Raw genomic sequence first — 16,771 nt, 5'->3', positions numbered from 1 at the left:
TCCGCTAGGCGGCGGGGGTGAAGGACCAGATGTAGGGGTAGACGTTGCCCGTCTGAAGTTCCACCTTGGTCTTGGCGTCAGTCACAAAGCTGTTCTGCGGGCGGTACCACGGAGCAAACCAGGCCTGTTCCACGATGTACTTGTTCAGCTCCTTGGCCGCGGACTTCTGCTCGTCCTCGGAACCCAGGTTGACTTTCTTCAGCAGTTCGTCGACCTTGGGATCGGCGTATTTGTAGGGGTTCCAAGCCGAGTTCGGAGCAATTTTCATGTTGATCAGCTGCCAGTCCGACTGTTGCTCCAGAATCATGTAACTTGCGGCATATTTTGCTGCCAACAGGTCGGCAATGAAGTTGTTGCCGGCGTCGATGGTCTCGACGGTGACTCCGACGTCCTTGAGTTGCTGGGTGATCAACGCGAAAATCGAGCTGTTGACGAGCGGTGTCGACGGCATCTGCAGGCTAAACCCGTTTGCGTAGCCGGCTTCTGCCAGGAGCGCTTTCGCCTTGGCAGGGTCATAGGCGTAGCGGGAGTCCAGGGACTCGTCGTAAGCGTCCGAGGACGGCGGGAATACTTGGGTGGTGGGTGTGCCGCGGCCTTGGTTCACGGCATCCAACAGGGACTTCGTGTCGAAGGCATAGTTCAAGGCCTGCCGGACGCGGATGTCCTTAAGGGCTGGGTTGGTTGTACCCGCACGGTCAAAGAGCATCAGGCCGACCCAGTTGCCTTCGAATGCATTGTTCTTGTAGCCAGCAGCTTCAGCTTCCTGGACCATTGCAATGTCAATGAGGGAGCCATTGAGCGTCCCGGACTTGACAGCGCTCAGCAATGAGGTCTGTTCGGGGTAGACGTTCAGGACGAGGTTGTCATAGTGGATCAGGTCCTTATCCCAGTAATCCGGGTTGGTCTTGTAGGTGTAGGACGTGCCGGTCACTGTGGCGGCGGTGTCCAGGATGTACGGCCCGGAGCCGACGGGGTTGGTGGCGATGTCCGCATTGCCGAAGGAAGCGGGGCTCTGCATAAAGGACGCATCCTTGGACAGGTAGCCCAGGAACGCCGGGTCCGGAGCGGACAGGGTCAGCTTCAGCGTGGTGGGGTCGATTGCCTCCGCGGTCTGCAGGGCGGCCAGGAACTGCGCGTCTGCTGATGTTCCCGCCTTGAATCGCTCAAGGTTCTGCTTGGCGGCGGCCGCATTGAACGCGGTGCCGTCGGTGAACTTCACATCGTCGCGTAGCTTCAGGGTCAGGACGGTGTTGTCCTCGTTGTATGTCCACTCGCTCGCCAGCATCGGAACGAGGGTGCCGTCCGGCTCCATGCGGAGAAGAGTGTCGTAGACCGCCTGATAGAAGGGCGACACGTTGGCGAAGTCAGAGTCCGCAGCCGCGAAAGATTTTGGCGCCATCAGAGTGCCCAGGGTCAAAGTTTGTGAAGTCTGTTCTTCGGAGGCCTCTCCGCCGGCTGCGCAGCCGGCGAGGCCAAGGGAAACGGCGGCTGCCAGAGCGGCCAATCGCTTACGTAGGAACATCGTTGGTCCCTTTCACGGTCAGTGGCGTCCACCATGGACTGCCAGTGGGAAAGACCGTAGCACGAAAACAGACTAGGTGGTATGTTTTTAATTCACCGATCCGACATCTCGGCGATTGTGACGTGGCGCACTTGGCACTCCACCGGGATCAAGCAAGGTTGTTAGAGTTTCCAGATGACAGAAACAGCGACAAGTGCTGTCGCAAAAGAGCCACGCCGCGGGCGGCCCCGCGGAAGCTACGCCAAGACGGAGGGACGGCGCCAGGAGATCCTGACGGCCGCATTCGAGGTTTTCTCAACTTCCGGGTACAGGGCCGGGTCCATCCAGGACATTGCTGACAAGATCGGCCTCACCAAAACCGGCCTCCTCCACCATTTCCCCAGCAAAGAGGCACTCCTGGAGGCCGTTCTCACCCTTCGCGATGAGGACTCCTGGACGGTGGCCGGGATGGTGACCGACAACGGCGTCGATACGCTGAACGGCATAGTCCGGCTGGTGCAGAACAACACGACGGTACCTGGACTGGTTGCACTCCATTGCGTTTTGTCAGCCGAGTCGACGGACCCGACGCACCCCGCTCATGAGTACTTTCAACGACGCTACAACTGGGTCAGGGAAGTTGGCACTGCAGCGTTTTCGGACCTGGATCGGCGTGGTCAGCTGCGGAAGGGCGTGGTACCGGCAGCAGCAGCGCGGCAGCTTGTTGCCCTCATGGATGGCCTGCAAGTGCAGTGGCTTCTCGACAACGACTCAGTGGATATGGCGGGCGAATTGAAGGCCTTCCTGCGAGCCATCACCACAGAGGAATTCTAGGCCCTGCTGACGTTACTCGGTTGCCTAGGGCGAGCAGACTCAAGGCGAGGAGGTGCCGCCGAGTTCACTAACTCGGCGGCACCTCGTGGTCCGGGGCCCGTGTTTGCGTGTGCGCGACTTAGCGGGTGCGTGGTCTGTGACCGATCCGGCGTTGACGGGCTAGCGGCCCGCGGTGCTCAGCTCGCGGGCTACAGACGGGGACTTCGGATTGCCCAGTTGATGGGTCTCGAGTCGAAATGTCTCCCGCATGGTCAGGACCGTGACGGTCGCGACGAGACCACATACGCAGCAGAAGATCGCCACGGGTACCCAGTTGGCGAGCCCCTGCCCGGCCAGGGCGGCGGCAATCGTGGGGGCGAACCCGCCCAGCGCGAAGCCGAACTGCGTGCCAATAGCCATACCGGACATCCGCACACGGGTCTCGAACTGTTCGGAGAACACGCCCAGTCCTGCGCCGCCGTAGGCGGAGTAGACGATTCCCGAGAGCAGAATACCCCACACGTACATCATGGTGACGTCGCCCTGACTGACGGAGTGGATGAACGGCCATGCTAGCAACGTGGGCGACCGGGCGAACTACTGCCCATGGCAAGAAATCATGCTCAGCGGCACACGGTCTTGTCCTGAGAACGAGAGGGTCGGAGTACCGACCCCCTCTCCGCCGGGATCACCGCTCCTGTGGCGGCCCACTGCCGGTCGTCATCATCACCCTGGTCGTCGTCGTCGACGTTGAACCGCGCACTCCACCATGAATAATCGGAGCGTTATTCATACTTGACGGCTAAAATCTGAATAAGGATTTGTTTGTTCAGGGTTTTGGGAGGACTTCGTGAGCGATTGGCCGGCACACGGCAGCATGGTTATGCCCTGGAAATCCCAGGGCAGGCCGCCGCGGGAGGACCGTGAATTCACCGAAGTTACGGTGTCTGTGCCCCCCAAAATCGCCGAGTGCTGGTTCGAGCCAGGACGCGAGACGATCGTTGCTCTGGAAGAGGCTGCTGTCGCTGTCGCTTCACTCGATGTAACGGCCGGTTCCAGGATGGCTGCCATCAGTGGCTTTCTGCTGCGTAGCGAGGCGGTGTCCTCCTCGAAAATCGAACAGGTCGACGCCAACCGGAACGATTATGCCAAGGCCATGATCGGGCTCAAGGCAAGTGACAATGCCAAGTCCATGGTTGCCGCTGCCGAGGCTGTGCAGACGATGATTGCCGACGCGGGAACGACCGGCGAGATCAGGATGGAAGCCATACTCGCAGCCCATCATGCCCTGATGCGGGATGATCCGGGCGATGCGGCCTATGCGGGCAAGATCCGACATGTGCAGAACTGGATCGGCGGCAGCGACTACTCGCCACGGGGTGCCATCCACGTCCCGCCTCCGCCAGAGCTGGTGTCAGATCTCATGGACGACCTGATGGCCTTTTGCAATCGGACCGACGTTCCGATCATGGCCCAGGCAGCAATCGCCCACGCCCAATTCGAATCCATCCACCCTTTCACCGATGGCAATGGCCGCATTGGCCGGGCCTTAATCGGCGCGATCTCGCGGCGCCGAAGACTTACCAAAAACACTGTCACGCCTATTGCCTCAGCCATGGTTGCTGACGTGGACAAGTACTTCAGCCTGGTCAATAACTACCGAGACGGTGCAGCTGATCCGTTCGTCCTGTACCTGGCCCGGTCTGCCGTCCACGCGTCCGAAGCGGCAGCCGAGTCCGTTAAAGCCTTGGACGCCCTGCCGGGTATGTGGCTGGAGCTTGCCCGCCCCAGAAAGAATTCCGCCGACGAGAAGATAATCCCCTGGCTGCTGGAACGGCCCGTCTTCGAAGCGCACAGCGCCGCGTACGTCGCCGGCGTCGAGGAGAGGTCCGTCTACGGCGCCCTCGAACGTTTGACCAAGGCCGGGGTCATCACCCAAATCACCACCACGCAGAGGAACCGTGCCTGGGCGGCCACGGAGGTACTCGACGAGGTGGACAGGCTAAACGCTCGATTGGCACAGGTGGAGGCCAGCTCCTGACCAAACCTCAGCACCTTGTACGCCGGAGCGCCTCGCGTTCAAGGACGCGAACAGGCTGACCCACTCGAGTGGCTATTGGTTGACGGAATCTCCATTATGGGCCAGTTCGATTTGAGCAGGAGCTTGGCCCGAATGCAAGGCGTGGCCGGGTCCAATCGGGCTGTAAGTGAGGATTGTTACAGGGTCCGGCACGGAATTTCCGGTCGACCCGAGGGTTCTTCCGACGACGACTGGTCGATTGTAGCCCGCCTTGCTGGTTCTCTTTTCCGTTCCGGATGGCTTGGAGTCTCTTCAAGTCCCGCAACGCTAATGCGGTCAGCTCGCCACCTTCCGGAACGGCCACCACGCATTGGCCGGGACATCAAACGGTGGCCTTGCCGACTCTTTGCACCGTGGGCTAGTTCATCGCCCGTACCCGCCGCCCAGTGTCATTTTTCCTGACGGACATTGTTGGATTCCCTGGCCGGACGCCACCGGTGCAGGGATGTTCTCGATTCGTAGGCCTGAGCAGATGGGTAGGTTACGAGTTCCACTGTGCTGCCCCACGGGGTGCGGGCGTAGAGATACCGGTTGCCCTCGCCTGCATCGCCTCCAGGAAGATCGCCGGGCTGGCTCAGCAGCTGCCCGCCGGCCTTTTCCAACCGGGCGGCGGCCTCCTCGATGTCGTCTACGTAGACGCAGAAGTGCTGGAGGCCGTAGTCGCTCGGCACTACAGGGTCGCGCTGGGTTGTCCCGGAGTACGTGAACAGCTCCAGATTGGGTCCTTCGCCGAGTCGAAGCATGCGTATTGCCTCGATCCTTGCCCCTGTGGGGATACCCAGGCCGGGCTCGACGGCGGGGCCTGCCAGTGGTTCGTCGAGCATTTCATAGACCTTTTCGGCGCCGAGAGCGTCGGCGAAGAAGCGGGTTGCCTGCTGAAGGTCCGGCGCTGTGATACCGATGTGCTCAATTGCGCGAATAGTCATTGGTACTCCTCCTAAATCTGGGCTGCTGCCCAGAAACCAGACTGGGTTGCCTCGTACGTCCGTCCGCCTCTAAGGCGTGTGCCGATGATGTGCACGCGATCGTCGTCGGCTGCACCTGCAAGGGCATCGCTGGCCGCGCGGTCCTGTGCCCACACCACTGTCTACCCGGCGGGGTCAGGCTGGTCGGTGAGAACGGTGACGTTCCGGGCGGCGAGCAGCCCCCTCAGGTGGTTGCGCTGCATGTCGTTGGTGTCGAGTCCGATGTCGGCGCTGGGAGAACTGAGCGTAACCTTCCGGTCCTGCTCGGCCAGCCACAGGGCGGCGAACATCGCGGTCTCAGTGTCCCCGTGCACAGTCAACTCCTTCGCTTCCGGGGCACGGCGGTCGGCCAGCGTCACTTCATGGCCGCGCTCGGCGGCCAGGATGGCGGCCTCGCATCCGGCCGGGCCGGCTCCAACAATCAGGACCCGCTTGGTGAGGACGGCCAGCCGGCGGGCCTCGGCGGCCCGCTTTTCCTGAGACAGTGCCGGGTTAATGACGCACTGGGTGTGCTGACCGTTGAACATCCACCGTGAGATGCACTCTTTGACGGCCAGGCAGCGGCGAATGTTTGACGTTTCACCACGCCGAGTCTTTTCGACGATCGTGGGATCGGCCAGGCCCGCTCGTCCCATGGCGACGAAGTCCAGTTCCCCGGCGGCGACGTCGTCGTTGAGCTCGTCCAGCAGCCAGACCAAACGCCCCACGCCGATGACGGGTACGGAGACCCGCTTTTTCACTTATTTGGCATAGTGCAGGAGGTTGCCCGGGGGGACCATGGACAGGAGAATGTCCGCTGTGTCGTAGTTGCCGGCCGACACGTCCAGCGCATCGACGTACTCCTCCAGCATCTGGCAGAACGCCAGCCCGTCCTCCAGGGAGAGCCCGCCCTCGTACGGCTCCTCGACACTCAGCCGGTAAAGCACCGGGAAGTCGGGACCGACCTGTTCGCGTACCGCCCGGACCACTTCGAGGGCGAATCGGGCCCGATTTTCCAACGAGCCTCCGTACCCATCGGTGCGCGCCGTGGAGCTCCACCGCGTCGAAGCCCACTTCCTTGGGCCCGGCGGGCCCCTGGGCGTACATGTTGATCAGGCCGGGGATTTCCGCGAGCTCGATGGCGCGCGGTGCCGTTCCGAAGGCCGGCGACACGTGTGCGGTCGGATTGAGTCGGATTGATGTGCCTGGGAAGCCGTCTTCGTCGCCTGCCCAGGCACATCAAACCCAACTACGGAACCACCAATTCGGTTAACCGGCACGTCGGAACTTCGAGGAAGCGCTGTACACCGCTTCTGATGTTGGTGCGGAGGACGTCAGAATTTACGTTCATGCGACGTGGCCGATACACGTCAGAAATCAAAAAAGTATGTACTTATCGACACGAAGTACTGTAAAAATGAAACGTAGCGGCGCACGCTGCCATATAAATCTACTTTTCAGACATCCCTATCAGTGGGGTGTTCCTCACATCTCGCAAGGGAGCGCACGTGGCTGTTGCAGCTGTCGATCCAAGTTCCACAGACATCACCCCCCTCATTCACCATCCCGTCCTTTGGGCTGCGGCAGTGGGAGTCTTCGCAGTGATCATCCTCCAGTCGGTCATCTACTTCAGGGCCATCCGGAAAGCGGCGCCGGCCGTCAGCCTCACGCCGGCCCAGGTCCGCAGCTCAGTTCGGTCCGGTGCTGTTGCCGCCATCGGGCCGTCGCTCGCCGTGGCGCTGATTGCAGTGTCTCTGCTCCCGCTTTTCGGTACACCCGCGGTGCTGGCCCGGATCGGCCTGGTCGGTTCGGCGGCGTTCGACGTCGCGGCCGCCGGAATTTCCGCAGGCACGCAGGGAGCGCAACTGGGCGGACCCACCTATACCCAGAAGATTTTTGCCCTTGCCTTCGCTGCCATGACCATCGGCGGGCTCGCCTGGATGCTCTCGGCACTGATCCTCACACCCATCCTGAGCAAGGGGGACGCGAAACTCCGCAAAGTCAATCCGGCAGTCATGGCCGTTGTCCCCACCGCCGCACTGCTGGGCGCGTTCTTCACCCTGACCTTCACCGAGGTGGTCAAGTCCCCCGCGCACCTGGTGAGCATGATCGTGTCAGCGGCGGCGATGGGAGCGTGCCTCCTGCTGGCCCACCGGCTGCGGCGCCCCTGGCTCCGCGAGTGGGGGCTGGGGCTCGCCATTATCGTGGCGCTTGCCGCCGCATTTTTCATGACCGCAGCCTGAAAACCTCCTGAAAGGAGCCAATCCGATGTCCACAACGACTTCATCTGACACATCCGCAGGACTTGCCGCATTTGACCGCACCACCTCCATCTGGGGCCCCATCACGCTGGGGCTTGGGCTTGTCGTCTCCCTTGGCGCCGCCCTGTACGCCGCTTTCGGCTCGGGAATGGGCATCACCGGCCTGGAGCTTGTCACCGCAGTGGCCGCAGTGCTCGCTACCTTCGGCGTCATCGCAATCATTGAGCCCATCTCCTACTTCCCTATCCTGGGCCGGTCGGCAATGTACCAGGCGTTCCTGATCGGCAACATCGCCAACAAGCTCCTCCCCGCAGCCGTCGTGGCCCAGGCAAACCTTGGGGAAAGGCCGGGCACGCGCCGGGCCGAACTCATTGCCGGGAGCGCCATCATCGGCGCGGTGCTGATCCACATCACCACCTTGATTCTCTTCGTGGGCGTCCTGGGAACCTGGCTGGTAGGGATGCTCCCCGCGCCGCTAATCGCTACCGCCCGCGGCTATATTCTGCCTGCAGTCTTCGGTGCCGTGGTCCTGCAAAGCGTGGTGGCCATGAAGAGCCGCCGCACCACCATCGTCGCCGTTGTGGTCGCCGCCCTCATCGTTTTCGTGGTGGTGCCGTTAGTCCCGGCCCTGACTTTCTACGCCACCGCACTGGCCGTCATCACCACCATCGCCATCTCCTGGTTCGCGCGGTCCAAAACCCCGCCGCCGGCCGCCGACCCAGCCCACGATGGAGACAGCCCGGCCGCCCACATCTCCAAACCGACCCACTGAAACGGAAAACACACATGACCACCACCACCACCACCACCACCACCACCACCACGAGTACGAGTGTGCGGCTGACGGCCGCCATAGAAGTTCCTGAATCATTTGTGGACGAATACATCACCGTGTACGAGCACCTGCACGCCCATCCCGAACTGTCGGGCCAGGAATTCGAGACCGCCGCCTACATCGAAGACCGCCTAGCAGACCTGGAGATTGAATCCTTCCGCTGCGGGGTCACCGGGGTAGTGGCTGTCCTCAGGAACGGAGACGGGCCAGTCGTCGGCTTCAGGGCCGACACCGACGGACTGCCCATCGCCGAACAGACAGGCCTGGCTTACTCCAGCGAGGCAACTGTCACGCAGCCGGACGGTGCCGCGATCCCTGTGATGCACGGTTGCGGGCATGACACCCACGTCGCGGCAGCACTCGCACTTGCCAACGTCCTCACGGAACGCAGGGAACTGTGGGCGGGTACCCTGGTCCTGATCTTCCAGCCCGGCGAGGAGACCGCACACGGCGCCAGGGCAATGATCAATGACGGCCTGTGGGACCGGGCGCCAAAACCCGAGGTGGTGCTGGCCCAGCACGTCTTGCCCGCGGCCAAAGGCACGCTCTTCATCCGGGACGGGCACATGGCCACCCTGGCAGACTCCTGGAAGATCACAGTTCACGGCCGGCAGGCACACGGCTCGCAGCCGGAGAAATCAATTGATCCCATCGTTACCGCCTCCGCCATGGTCCTTCGGCTCCAGACCATCGTCTCGCGCGAACTGGCACCGTCCACGCCTGCCGTTATCACCGTGGGCACGTTCCACGCGGGCCTGAAGGAAAACATCATCCCCGACACTGCGGAGTTTTCCATCAACGTCCGGACACCGGATGAAGGCACACGCGCCACCGTCCTCGCAGCAATCCGCCGGATCATCTCGGCCGAAGCCGCTGCCTCCGCAGCCCCCGAACCAACCATCTCGGAACTGAACAACTTCCCCCGCTGCTATAATGATCCGGCGGCCACGGGCCGCATCATCGAAGCGTTCACGGCAGACTTCGGCACGGACGCCCTGACCGAAGCTCCGCTCGGGATGGCTTCCGAAGATGCGGGCTGGCTCAGCGACGCCATCGGCGTCCCGGGTGTCTACTGGGCCTTTGGCGCCTTCACCCCGGAACTCTTCCAGGACGGCGCAACGCCTGCCGGCAACCATTCGCCGTTCTTCGCTCCGGACGCGCACGCCGCCGTCGTCGGAGGAACAAGTGCAGCACTTTCCGGAGTGCTAGCCTATCTGGGCCGGAACTGAGATGACGCGGGGCGATAGGAAACCCTGCCGCCCCGCGCAGGCCAGGTACCTAGCCTGGCCTGCATCGACGGCCGAAACAGCAACGAAGGAACTGGACGTGGAGCAGCTTGATACGCTCGATCGGCAGATAATGGCCGCGCTCGTGCGCAATGGCCGCGCCCCGTGGCGGCTGATCGCCGAGATCCTCGGCCAACAGGAACGGACCGTGGCGCGCCGCGGAAACAAACTCCTCGAATCCGGGGCCATACGCATCAACGCCTTCATCAACCCAGCAGCAGTAAGTTCCCGTACCTCCTTCCTGCTCCGCGTGCAAGCAACTCCCAGGGAGCTGCGCCGAGTTTGTTCCTGGCTCGCTGACCAGGACGAGTCCTCGTGGGTCAGCGCCCTCTCTGGATCGAATGAGGCAGTGGCGGGAGTGTTCCTCGCCCCCGATACATTGGCCGACCTGCTATACCACCGCCTCGGAAAGGTGGACGGCATTCAGTCGTTCACCATGATGCCGTTGTTCGAGTACTTCCGCACCCCCTCAGGCTGGACGCCGGATGTTCTCACCAAACAACAGTACGCAGCGCTCCACTCGGACGAGGACGGCCGCCTCGCCGGCAAGGCGATCGACCGCGCTCCGCTCGATGAGACCAGCCGCAGGCTGGCCTCGCTGCTGCACGGCAATGGCCGGGCCACCTTGGACGAACTCGCTTCTGAACTGTCGGTCTCCAAAGCAACCGTCAGCCGACGGCTGGATGCGATGACCGGATCCGGAACCTTGTTCATCAGGGCCGTGGCGGACCTGAGAGCGTTGGGCTTCCCCGTCGAATCCCTGATCACGATCACCTGCGCGGACGGATCGACGCGCAGACAGGGGGAATACCTCGCCGACCTCCCCGTCACGCGCTGGGCCGCTGCCTCCGGCGACCAGCTCGTGGCACAGGTAGCGGTAGCCGCGCTGGAGGACCTCGGGTTGCTGCTGGCCGACCTCCAGAAACGCGACGGCGTGACCTCGGCCCAGTCCTCCATCTATGCGGAAATATTCAAGCGAAGCACCCTGCGCTACCACAATGGAATTCCGGAAGGGCCCGCGGCGGCAGCCTAAGCAGGCCGCGTAAAGAGGCTACGGCTTCGGCACCGAAAACAACTGGAAAAAAGCACCATCCTGGGCCGCCCGGCCAACGCCATCCCGTCAGGTTTCCCGGTAGCGCCGCCCTCCTGTCATGGTGACCCACACCCCAACCTGACATATGGCTCCTGGTTTGGTTCCGAAAACAACCGGAATTGATCAGCGCTTGAACGAGAAGTCAGGTCTGCCCGCCCACAGCCGGGGACAGTTCTCATCGGCTATCCACCGCTACTGCTGCAAGGGAGCTACCCCAACGGCTCCCAATTCCAGCCGTGGATAGCCTGAATTGACCTCAGCCATGGACGGATCAGAGTCGCCACCAGTTCCGGCTGCCTGATCAGCACGCAAGGGTTCTTCAGCCGAGGCAGTTTGACGGAATATCCCTTATCGGTGATTCACGTAGCGGTCTTAGAAGGTGGGACTTCACCCTGGAAGCATCACAGTGAGCTATTGTGTAGCGGCTTTCCGGGCAGAGGCGCAGGTACTGCCTGGAGTCATGACGTGACCCCTTAAGCAGCACTGCCGGCTGTTGGAAGAGCTCCAAAGCGTGGCGAAAAAAGCGGTGGCAATGGTGACAGGAGTGAACGGTGAGGCCTGCCTCGCCGACCCGCGGCCCGGAGTTACGTAGCGGGCCGGGGAGTGAGCGCAGTGGTCCTTTCCTGGCCTACGGCTGGGCAGCTCCTAGGCGCAAGATGGGGTGTTCTAGAGGCAGGAGTCGATTCCGCAAGCCGTTGAAGCGTAACAATCTGTTGACGAACGACTGAAATCTGTTGTACAACTTTAGCGATGCCTAAGCGTCGGCGCAAAGTTGCGTCAGACGGAGACCGATTCAATCGCGTGGACATCGCGAGTTGCTGGGCGTCGCAGCTCGGGATTGCGGATGCAATGAAGCATTCACCGCTCGAATGACGGCCGCAAGGCCCTATCGTCAGGAGATAGAGCGTGATCAGACTTATGCCCGAAACCAGGCTTGCCGGCAGGGTTGTGCGGCGGGGAACCGAAGGCTACGAAAATCTGAGGCGGGGACTGTGCTGGCACGACCACGTGCCGAAGCATTATCCCGAGGGTCAAAGTTGCCTTTACGCCGAGTGGGGGACGCGACGGGGCGAGGACAAGCACACCCATTGGGTTGCCGACCACATGCGCGCGTTTGAGCCGTACGCCACGGGAACCGCCCTTCCTGACGAAAACCGGCTCAACAGACCGTTCCCATTCATCTCCGACAACAACCTCCGGCGCTTGGAGGAACTGCGGGAGAGCTGGGATCCAGAGGGGCGATTGGTATCCTGGCTCGGCGCACCACAACTCTTGACCTGACGCGCCTCGCTCACATAGGTACTCAGGGTGCGATCAAGCTGACTGCGTCAAAAGTCAGTGTTGTCTCTGGCAGCACGACGAAAGACCTGAGGGGCGAAATGGTCCCCGACCGATGGAGCCCGGAGCGGCCTACCTTGGGCCTAACAACCGTGAGCAAGCCGATCGTAAAGCTGTCCAGCTAGTGCCAAGCTCCTTGTCGTACTCGACCGGTAGAGCTCCTCTACCTCTCTCATTAGTCGGCGAGCATGTGCCCCTTCCCAGGTGGGCCCGGTCGCCTTTCACTGGCCTTCTTCCCGCGATATTGAAAGTTGAAAGCACATGAAATTTTCTACCACACGTAACCCTGGCCGTCTGGCTTTGGCGAGCCTGCCTGTAGGCGCCTCCGTTCTCCTTGCCTCCAGCCTCGCCGGTTGCGGAATTTTCTCAGAATCCACCGGACAGGAGATCACGCCTGCGGCACAGGGGCAGGAACAGCCGAACATCATGATGATCCTCTTGGATGACCTGGGGTATACCGACCTGGGTGCATATGGCAGCGAAATTGACACGCCGCACCTGAATGCCCTGACCAAGGAGAGTACTCAGTTCACCGATTTCCATGCCTCTCCCCTCTGTGCTCCCACGCGTGCAGAGCTCATGACCGGCCAGGACCGACACCGAGTCGGCTTGGGCTCCATGGAGGGTTTAACCCCGCCGGGAGTGCCCGTGACGACCCCGGGCTACAAGGGTAGCCTGGAGGGAGATTTCACCGGCATCGCGGAGCTGCTGGGCGACACCGGGTACAACACCTACCAGGTAGGCAAGTGGCACCTGGGAGGGGAAGAAGGCCAGACCCCCCAGGACCTCGGCTTCGACCAGAATTTCACCCTCTACGATGCTGGCGCCTCTTACTTCTCCGACGGGCACCGCCTCTTTGACAGGCCGGTGGAGCCGGTCGATACCGTCATTCATGAGCGCAACGGTGAGCGGGTCGACAAACTGCCGGACGATTTCTTTTCTACGCGTTCCTATACCGATGAAATGCTTCAGATGGTCGATCAGAGCCTGGAAGCTGACCAGCCGTTCTTCAGCTACCTCGCTTACACCGCTCCCCATGATCCCCTGCATGTGGAGAACGAAGAACTCATTGAGCAGTACCTAGACGTGTACATGGATAAAGACTTCGTAGACCTTCGAGCCGAACGTATCCAGCGTATGGCTGAACTCGGTCTCATCGACGAAGGCATGGAAACCCGGTGGCTGGATCGCACACCTGAATGGGAGTCCCTGACTCCCCTCCAGCAGCAGGATCTGGCCTACCGGATGGCCACCTACGCAGCGGTAATCCACGAGGCAGATGAACAAATTGGCCGGGTCATCGACCACCTCAAGGACACCGGCGAGTACGACAACACGCTGATCGCGGTGGTCAGCGACAACGGCGCAGCCGCCAGTACCCAGGCTAACTACCTCGGATTTAGCACTGAGAAAGGCTGGCACGACAGGGCTTACCCACTGATCGGGGACATGGAGGCATACGGTCAGCAGGGATCCTTCGCGTCCATCGGTCTCCCCTGGGCTCAAGTTTCATCCGGCCCCTACTTCCAGGCCAAGAACACCCTGTTTGAGGGCGGCACCCGGGTGCCGGCGATTGTCAAGGCCCCGGGAACCAACGGGGATGCCGCTGGACGGGTTGTCGATACGTTCGCCCATATCACCGATCTCTACCCCACCTTCGCCGAGTACGCCGGGGCCGACCTCGCCTCGGTCGGCAACCTCCTGGGTGATTCCGCCCGCCCACTGCTGGAGGGCATCTCGGAGACCATCGGGGATGATGAATTCGGCTGGGAACACTTCGGACACCGCGCCTACCGCTCCGGTGACTGGAAGCTGGTATTCGCCCCTGAACCCATGGGTGGCACGGGTGAGTACTCGCTGTACAACCTGGCCGAGGATCCAGGCGAGACTACTAACCTCGCAGCCGATCGCCTGGACGTCCTCGATGACCTGAGCCACAAATGGGACCAGTACGCCCAAGAGAACGGTGTCGCTGTGGTCGACTTTGAAGCGGTCAATAAAATCGCACCAGCTGCCGCTGACAAGTGGTACGTCATGGATTGGGCGGTTGAAAAGAATGCTTCGGAGACCGCCACCAATGAGTAGCTGCTGCTCGCCGTCAGTTGGTGACCTCTCCTCCTCCGGCTCGGTCACAACAACCAGCTCCTTCCATCCTCAGCCCGCTCTCTCGGGCATTACCACCCGCCAGCAAGCACCAGGTGAGTTCGCAGACGTCCCCGCCGGCAGATTCGCCATGGGAGACCACCATAACGAGGGCTACCCGACGGACGGGGAGACCCCCGTCCACCAGGTGGCATTGGGGGGTTTCCGTATGCAGACCACAACGGTCACCAACGCCCAGTTCGAGAAGTTCGTGCAGGCGACCGGCTACAGGACCACCGCAGAACAGTTCGGGGTCTCGGCCGTCTTCTACGCCGCCTTCCAGGGACAACGCAGCGACATCTTCAACCAGGCCGCCGGTATCCCCTGGTGGCTGGCCGTGAAAGGAGCCGACTGGCAACACCCCCACGGACCGGCATCTGACCTGACCGGGCTGGACGACCACCCGGTCGTCCACGTCTCCTGGGATGACGCAACCGCGTACTGTCAATGGGCCGGCACCCGTCTTCCCACCGAGGCCGAGTGGGAGTATGCCGCCCGCGGCGGCCTGCAGGGAAAACGCCTGGCGTGGGGAGATGAGCTGACCCTGGACCGGGCGTGGAACTGCAACATCTGGCAGGGCCGGTTCCCGCACGAGAACTCCGCCGACGACGGTTACCTCACCACCGCACCGGTGAAGACCTACCGACCTAACGGGTACGGACTGTGGCAGATGGCCGGCAATGTGTGGGAATGGTGCCGGGACTGGTTCGAGACGGACTACTATTCCCAGACCCCGCTTAGTGATCCCCACGGTCCGGCATCCGGCACCCGACGTGTGCTGCGGGGCGGGTCCTACCTGTGCCACGACTCCTACTGCAATCGCTACAGGGTCGCGGCCCGCAACTCCAACACCCCGCAATCCACCTCCGGCAACATCGGATTCCGAGTAGCCGCCGACATAGGGTGAGACCAATAAGTAAACTGACACAGCTATTCGGGCTGCAGGCTCGCTAAAGAGCCTGCAGGTAGATGCAGGCCTCCCCCTGAACAGGGGAGGCCTGCATTCTGTTTCATAGGGTGTACCCCAGGGGACGATCAGGGTGACAGGGTATCCCCTCTATCAACAAGTCCTACGAGCCATTTCTGATACACGAGTTCCAACCGATTTGAGGAGCGCATTTTGCTATTGCAGGACAAGGCCAGCGTGGTCACCGGGGGAGCGAGGGGCATCGGCCTAGCGACAGCCCTCACACTCTCGGAGCAGGGCAGCAACATTGTCCTTACCGACTTGGATGCCGCAGCATTGGAACGCGCTGCGGCAACTCTGGGGGAAGGGCGTTGTGACGGTCGTCTGCGATGTGAACTCCCCAGAGGATGTCCCCGCTGCGGCAAGCGCCGCCGTCGATACTTTCGGGTCCCTGGACGTTATGTCAACAACGCCGGCTTCACCCGGGACGCTAAGATGCGAATGATGACCGAAAGCGACTTCGATGACGTCATCTCGGTCCATCTTAAAGGCGCCTGGCTGGGCACACGGGCGGCCGCCGACACCATGCGCAAGCTGGGAACACAGGGCTCCATCATCAACGTCTCGTCCCTCTCGGGCAAGATCGGCACGGCCCGTCAGACTCACCACAGCGCCGCGAAGGCGGGGATCGCTCGCCTGACCAAGGCGGCCGCCGCCGGCATCCGGGTAAACGCCATCCAGCCGGGCATCATCCGGACCGAGATGGTCGGATCACTCCGCCCGGACGTGCCGGAAAAGAAGCGCTCCGAGATCCCACTGACCCGCTTCGGCGAGCCTGAGGAAGTAGCAAGCGTGGTGCTGTTCCTGGCCAGCGGGATCTCCAACTACATGACCGGAATAATACTGGAAATCACGGGCGGTCCGCATGCCTGAGCGCTTCGAAATGCTCATGCCCCTCCGCTGGTCCGACCAGGACGTCAACGGGCACATCAACAACGCCCGCATCGTGACGCTGATGGAGGAGGCGCGCGTGCGGTGGCTCAACATCAAGGCGGCCGCTGACGGGCTGGACTCGTTCCGATGCCCCAAGGTGGTGGCTTCGCTGAACGTCGAGTACAAAAAGCCCGTCAGCTACGAGAATGAACTCAAGCTGGTGCTCGACATCTCCAGGGTAGGCAACGGCTCCTTTACGGTCCGCCATACCGGTATCCAAAAAGGCGCCACTGTCTTCACGGGCACCACGGTCGTGGTCCCGCTGGACCCAGAATCGAGCCGCCCGCGGAAACTCACCGCCGCTGAAACCGCCTACCTCGCCCGGTATGCCGAGACGGCATCAGTGGCCAGTTAGCCGCCTGCCGCCGTCGACCAAAAGCTCTGTGCCGGTGAGGTAGCCGCCGAAGTCACTGAGCAGGAAGCCGCAGGCGACCGCTAATTCCTCTTTCCGCGCCAGCCGCCCCAGCGCGATGTTGGCAAGCTGCGTGTCGGTCTCCGCTTGGGTTTCGTAAAGGATTCCCTCGCCGCCAGGTCCCCTCCGTGAGCCCGGGACCAAATTTTCACGCGCTTCTTGCCGC

16 protein-coding genes are annotated in these 16,771 nt (G+C 62.0%); 10 read left to right on the top strand and 6 right to left on the bottom strand.

Annotated features, from left to right (window positions below):
- Window positions 1–4 precede the first annotated feature (4 nt).
- On the bottom strand, window positions 5–1,399 hold the full coding sequence (locus Q8Z05_RS16685) for an ABC transporter substrate-binding protein (RefSeq protein ID WP_305940694.1): 1,395 nt from the start codon (window positions 1,397–1,399) through the stop codon (window positions 5–7).
- Window positions 1,400–1,696: 297 nt separating this feature from the next.
- Here Q8Z05_RS16685 and Q8Z05_RS16680 point away from each other — a divergent pair, with 297 nt between their 5' ends.
- Window positions 1,697–2,335: a TetR/AcrR family transcriptional regulator gene (locus Q8Z05_RS16680; RefSeq protein WP_305940693.1), complete on the top strand. Its 639-nt coding sequence runs from the start codon at window positions 1,697–1,699 to the stop codon at window positions 2,333–2,335.
- Window positions 2,336–2,494: 159 nt separating this feature from the next.
- Here Q8Z05_RS16680 and Q8Z05_RS16675 read toward each other — a convergent pair whose 3' ends face one another.
- Window positions 2,495–2,845 (bottom strand): hypothetical protein, encoded by a 351-nt coding sequence (locus tag Q8Z05_RS16675; protein ID WP_305940692.1) that lies wholly within the window; start codon window positions 2,843–2,845, stop codon window positions 2,495–2,497.
- Between the two features lie 319 nt (window positions 2,846–3,164).
- Here Q8Z05_RS16675 and Q8Z05_RS16670 point away from each other — a divergent pair, with 319 nt between their 5' ends.
- Entirely contained in the window at window positions 3,165–4,355 is a 1,191-nt protein-coding gene (locus tag Q8Z05_RS16670) for a Fic family protein (protein ID WP_305940691.1), read from the top strand.
- A 428-nt stretch (window positions 4,356–4,783) separates the two neighbouring features.
- Here the strand turns inward: Q8Z05_RS16670 and Q8Z05_RS16665 are convergent, their stop codons facing one another.
- The 3 genes from Q8Z05_RS16665 to Q8Z05_RS16655 form a co-directional block, all read right to left on the bottom strand.
- Window positions 4,784–5,320: a VOC family protein gene (locus Q8Z05_RS16665; RefSeq protein WP_305940690.1), complete on the bottom strand. Its 537-nt coding sequence runs from the start codon at window positions 5,318–5,320 to the stop codon at window positions 4,784–4,786.
- Window positions 5,321–5,481: 161 nt separating this feature from the next.
- Window positions 5,482–6,099 carry an FAD-dependent oxidoreductase gene (locus tag Q8Z05_RS16660; RefSeq protein WP_305940689.1) on the bottom strand — a complete coding sequence of 206 codons (618 nt, stop codon included), beginning with the start codon at window positions 6,097–6,099 and terminating at the stop codon, window positions 5,482–5,484.
- Complete coding sequence (locus Q8Z05_RS16655) at window positions 6,100–6,357, bottom strand: oxidoreductase (RefSeq protein WP_305940688.1); 258 nt, start codon at window positions 6,355–6,357, stop codon at window positions 6,100–6,102.
- Window positions 6,358–6,846: 489 nt separating this feature from the next.
- Between Q8Z05_RS16655 and Q8Z05_RS16650 the strand changes: the two genes are divergently transcribed.
- The 8 genes from Q8Z05_RS16650 to Q8Z05_RS16615 all read left to right on the top strand — a co-directional run bounded on the left by Q8Z05_RS16650 (window position 6,847) and on the right by Q8Z05_RS16615 (window position 16,548).
- Window positions 6,847–7,581, top strand: coding sequence for a DUF5058 family protein (locus Q8Z05_RS16650; protein WP_305940687.1), 735 nt, complete (start codon window positions 6,847–6,849; stop codon window positions 7,579–7,581).
- Window positions 7,582–7,606: 25 nt separating this feature from the next.
- The gene (locus tag Q8Z05_RS16645) at window positions 7,607–8,371 is read left to right on the top strand and encodes a hypothetical protein (protein ID WP_305940686.1); all 765 of its coding nucleotides are present in this window, start codon (window positions 7,607–7,609) and stop codon (window positions 8,369–8,371) included.
- 14 nt (window positions 8,372–8,385) lie between these two features.
- Window positions 8,386–9,663: an amidohydrolase gene (locus Q8Z05_RS16640; RefSeq protein ID WP_305940685.1), complete on the top strand. Its 1,278-nt coding sequence runs from the start codon at window positions 8,386–8,388 to the stop codon at window positions 9,661–9,663.
- 97 nt (window positions 9,664–9,760) lie between these two features.
- Complete coding sequence (locus Q8Z05_RS16635) at window positions 9,761–10,753, top strand: Lrp/AsnC family transcriptional regulator (RefSeq protein ID WP_305940684.1); 993 nt, start codon at window positions 9,761–9,763, stop codon at window positions 10,751–10,753.
- 1,659 nt (window positions 10,754–12,412) lie between these two features.
- Complete coding sequence (locus tag Q8Z05_RS16630) at window positions 12,413–14,236, top strand: arylsulfatase (protein ID WP_305940683.1); 1,824 nt, start codon at window positions 12,413–12,415, stop codon at window positions 14,234–14,236.
- 148 nt (window positions 14,237–14,384) lie between these two features.
- Entirely contained in the window at window positions 14,385–15,200 is an 816-nt protein-coding gene (locus Q8Z05_RS16625) for a formylglycine-generating enzyme family protein (protein ID WP_371745872.1), read from the top strand.
- Between the two features lie 237 nt (window positions 15,201–15,437).
- Window positions 15,438–16,133: an SDR family oxidoreductase gene (locus Q8Z05_RS16620; RefSeq protein ID WP_305943601.1), complete on the top strand. Its 696-nt coding sequence runs from the start codon at window positions 15,438–15,440 to the stop codon at window positions 16,131–16,133.
- Window positions 16,126–16,548, top strand: coding sequence for an acyl-CoA thioesterase (locus Q8Z05_RS16615; protein WP_305940681.1), 423 nt, complete (start codon window positions 16,126–16,128; stop codon window positions 16,546–16,548). The genes Q8Z05_RS16620 and Q8Z05_RS16615 overlap by 8 nt, the downstream gene beginning before the upstream one ends.
- Here Q8Z05_RS16615 and Q8Z05_RS16610 read toward each other — a convergent pair.
- Complete coding sequence (locus Q8Z05_RS16610; protein WP_305940680.1) at window positions 16,534–16,749, bottom strand: SDR family oxidoreductase; 216 nt, start codon at window positions 16,747–16,749, stop codon at window positions 16,534–16,536. The genes Q8Z05_RS16615 and Q8Z05_RS16610 overlap by 15 nt on opposite strands.
- Between the last annotated feature and the right edge of the window lie 22 nt (window positions 16,750–16,771).

Origin of the sequence: Arthrobacter oryzae (genome assembly GCF_030718995.1) — a bacterium.
GTDB classification, from domain to species: Bacteria; Actinomycetota; Actinomycetes; order Actinomycetales; family Micrococcaceae; genus Arthrobacter; species Arthrobacter oryzae_C.
This window is presented reverse-complemented; position numbering and strand designations above follow the sequence as displayed.

What these genes read in the sequence shown, in the direction of transcription:
- Q8Z05_RS16685 (WP_305940694.1), bottom strand. Translation starts at nt 1,399, where the DNA reads ATGGCGCCAAAATCTTTCGCGGCTGCGGACTCTGACTTCGCCAACGTG.
- Q8Z05_RS16625 (WP_371745872.1), top strand. Translation starts at nt 14,385, where the DNA reads ATGGGAGACCACCATAACGAGGGCTACCCGACGGACGGGGAGACCCCC.
- Q8Z05_RS16680 (WP_305940693.1), top strand. Translation starts at nt 1,697, where the DNA reads ATGACAGAAACAGCGACAAGTGCTGTCGCAAAAGAGCCACGCCGCGGG.
- Q8Z05_RS16675 (WP_305940692.1), bottom strand. Translation starts at nt 2,845, where the DNA reads ATGATGTACGTGTGGGGTATTCTGCTCTCGGGAATCGTCTACTCCGCC.
- Q8Z05_RS16630 (WP_305940683.1), top strand. Translation starts at nt 12,413, where the DNA reads ATGAAATTTTCTACCACACGTAACCCTGGCCGTCTGGCTTTGGCGAGC.
- Q8Z05_RS16640 (WP_305940685.1), top strand. Translation starts at nt 8,386, where the DNA reads ATGACCACCACCACCACCACCACCACCACCACCACCACGAGTACGAGT.
- Q8Z05_RS16665 (WP_305940690.1), bottom strand. Translation starts at nt 5,320, where the DNA reads ATGACTATTCGCGCAATTGAGCACATCGGTATCACAGCGCCGGACCTT.
- Q8Z05_RS16615 (WP_305940681.1), top strand. Translation starts at nt 16,126, where the DNA reads ATGCCTGAGCGCTTCGAAATGCTCATGCCCCTCCGCTGGTCCGACCAG.
- Q8Z05_RS16645 (WP_305940686.1), top strand. Translation starts at nt 7,607, where the DNA reads ATGTCCACAACGACTTCATCTGACACATCCGCAGGACTTGCCGCATTT.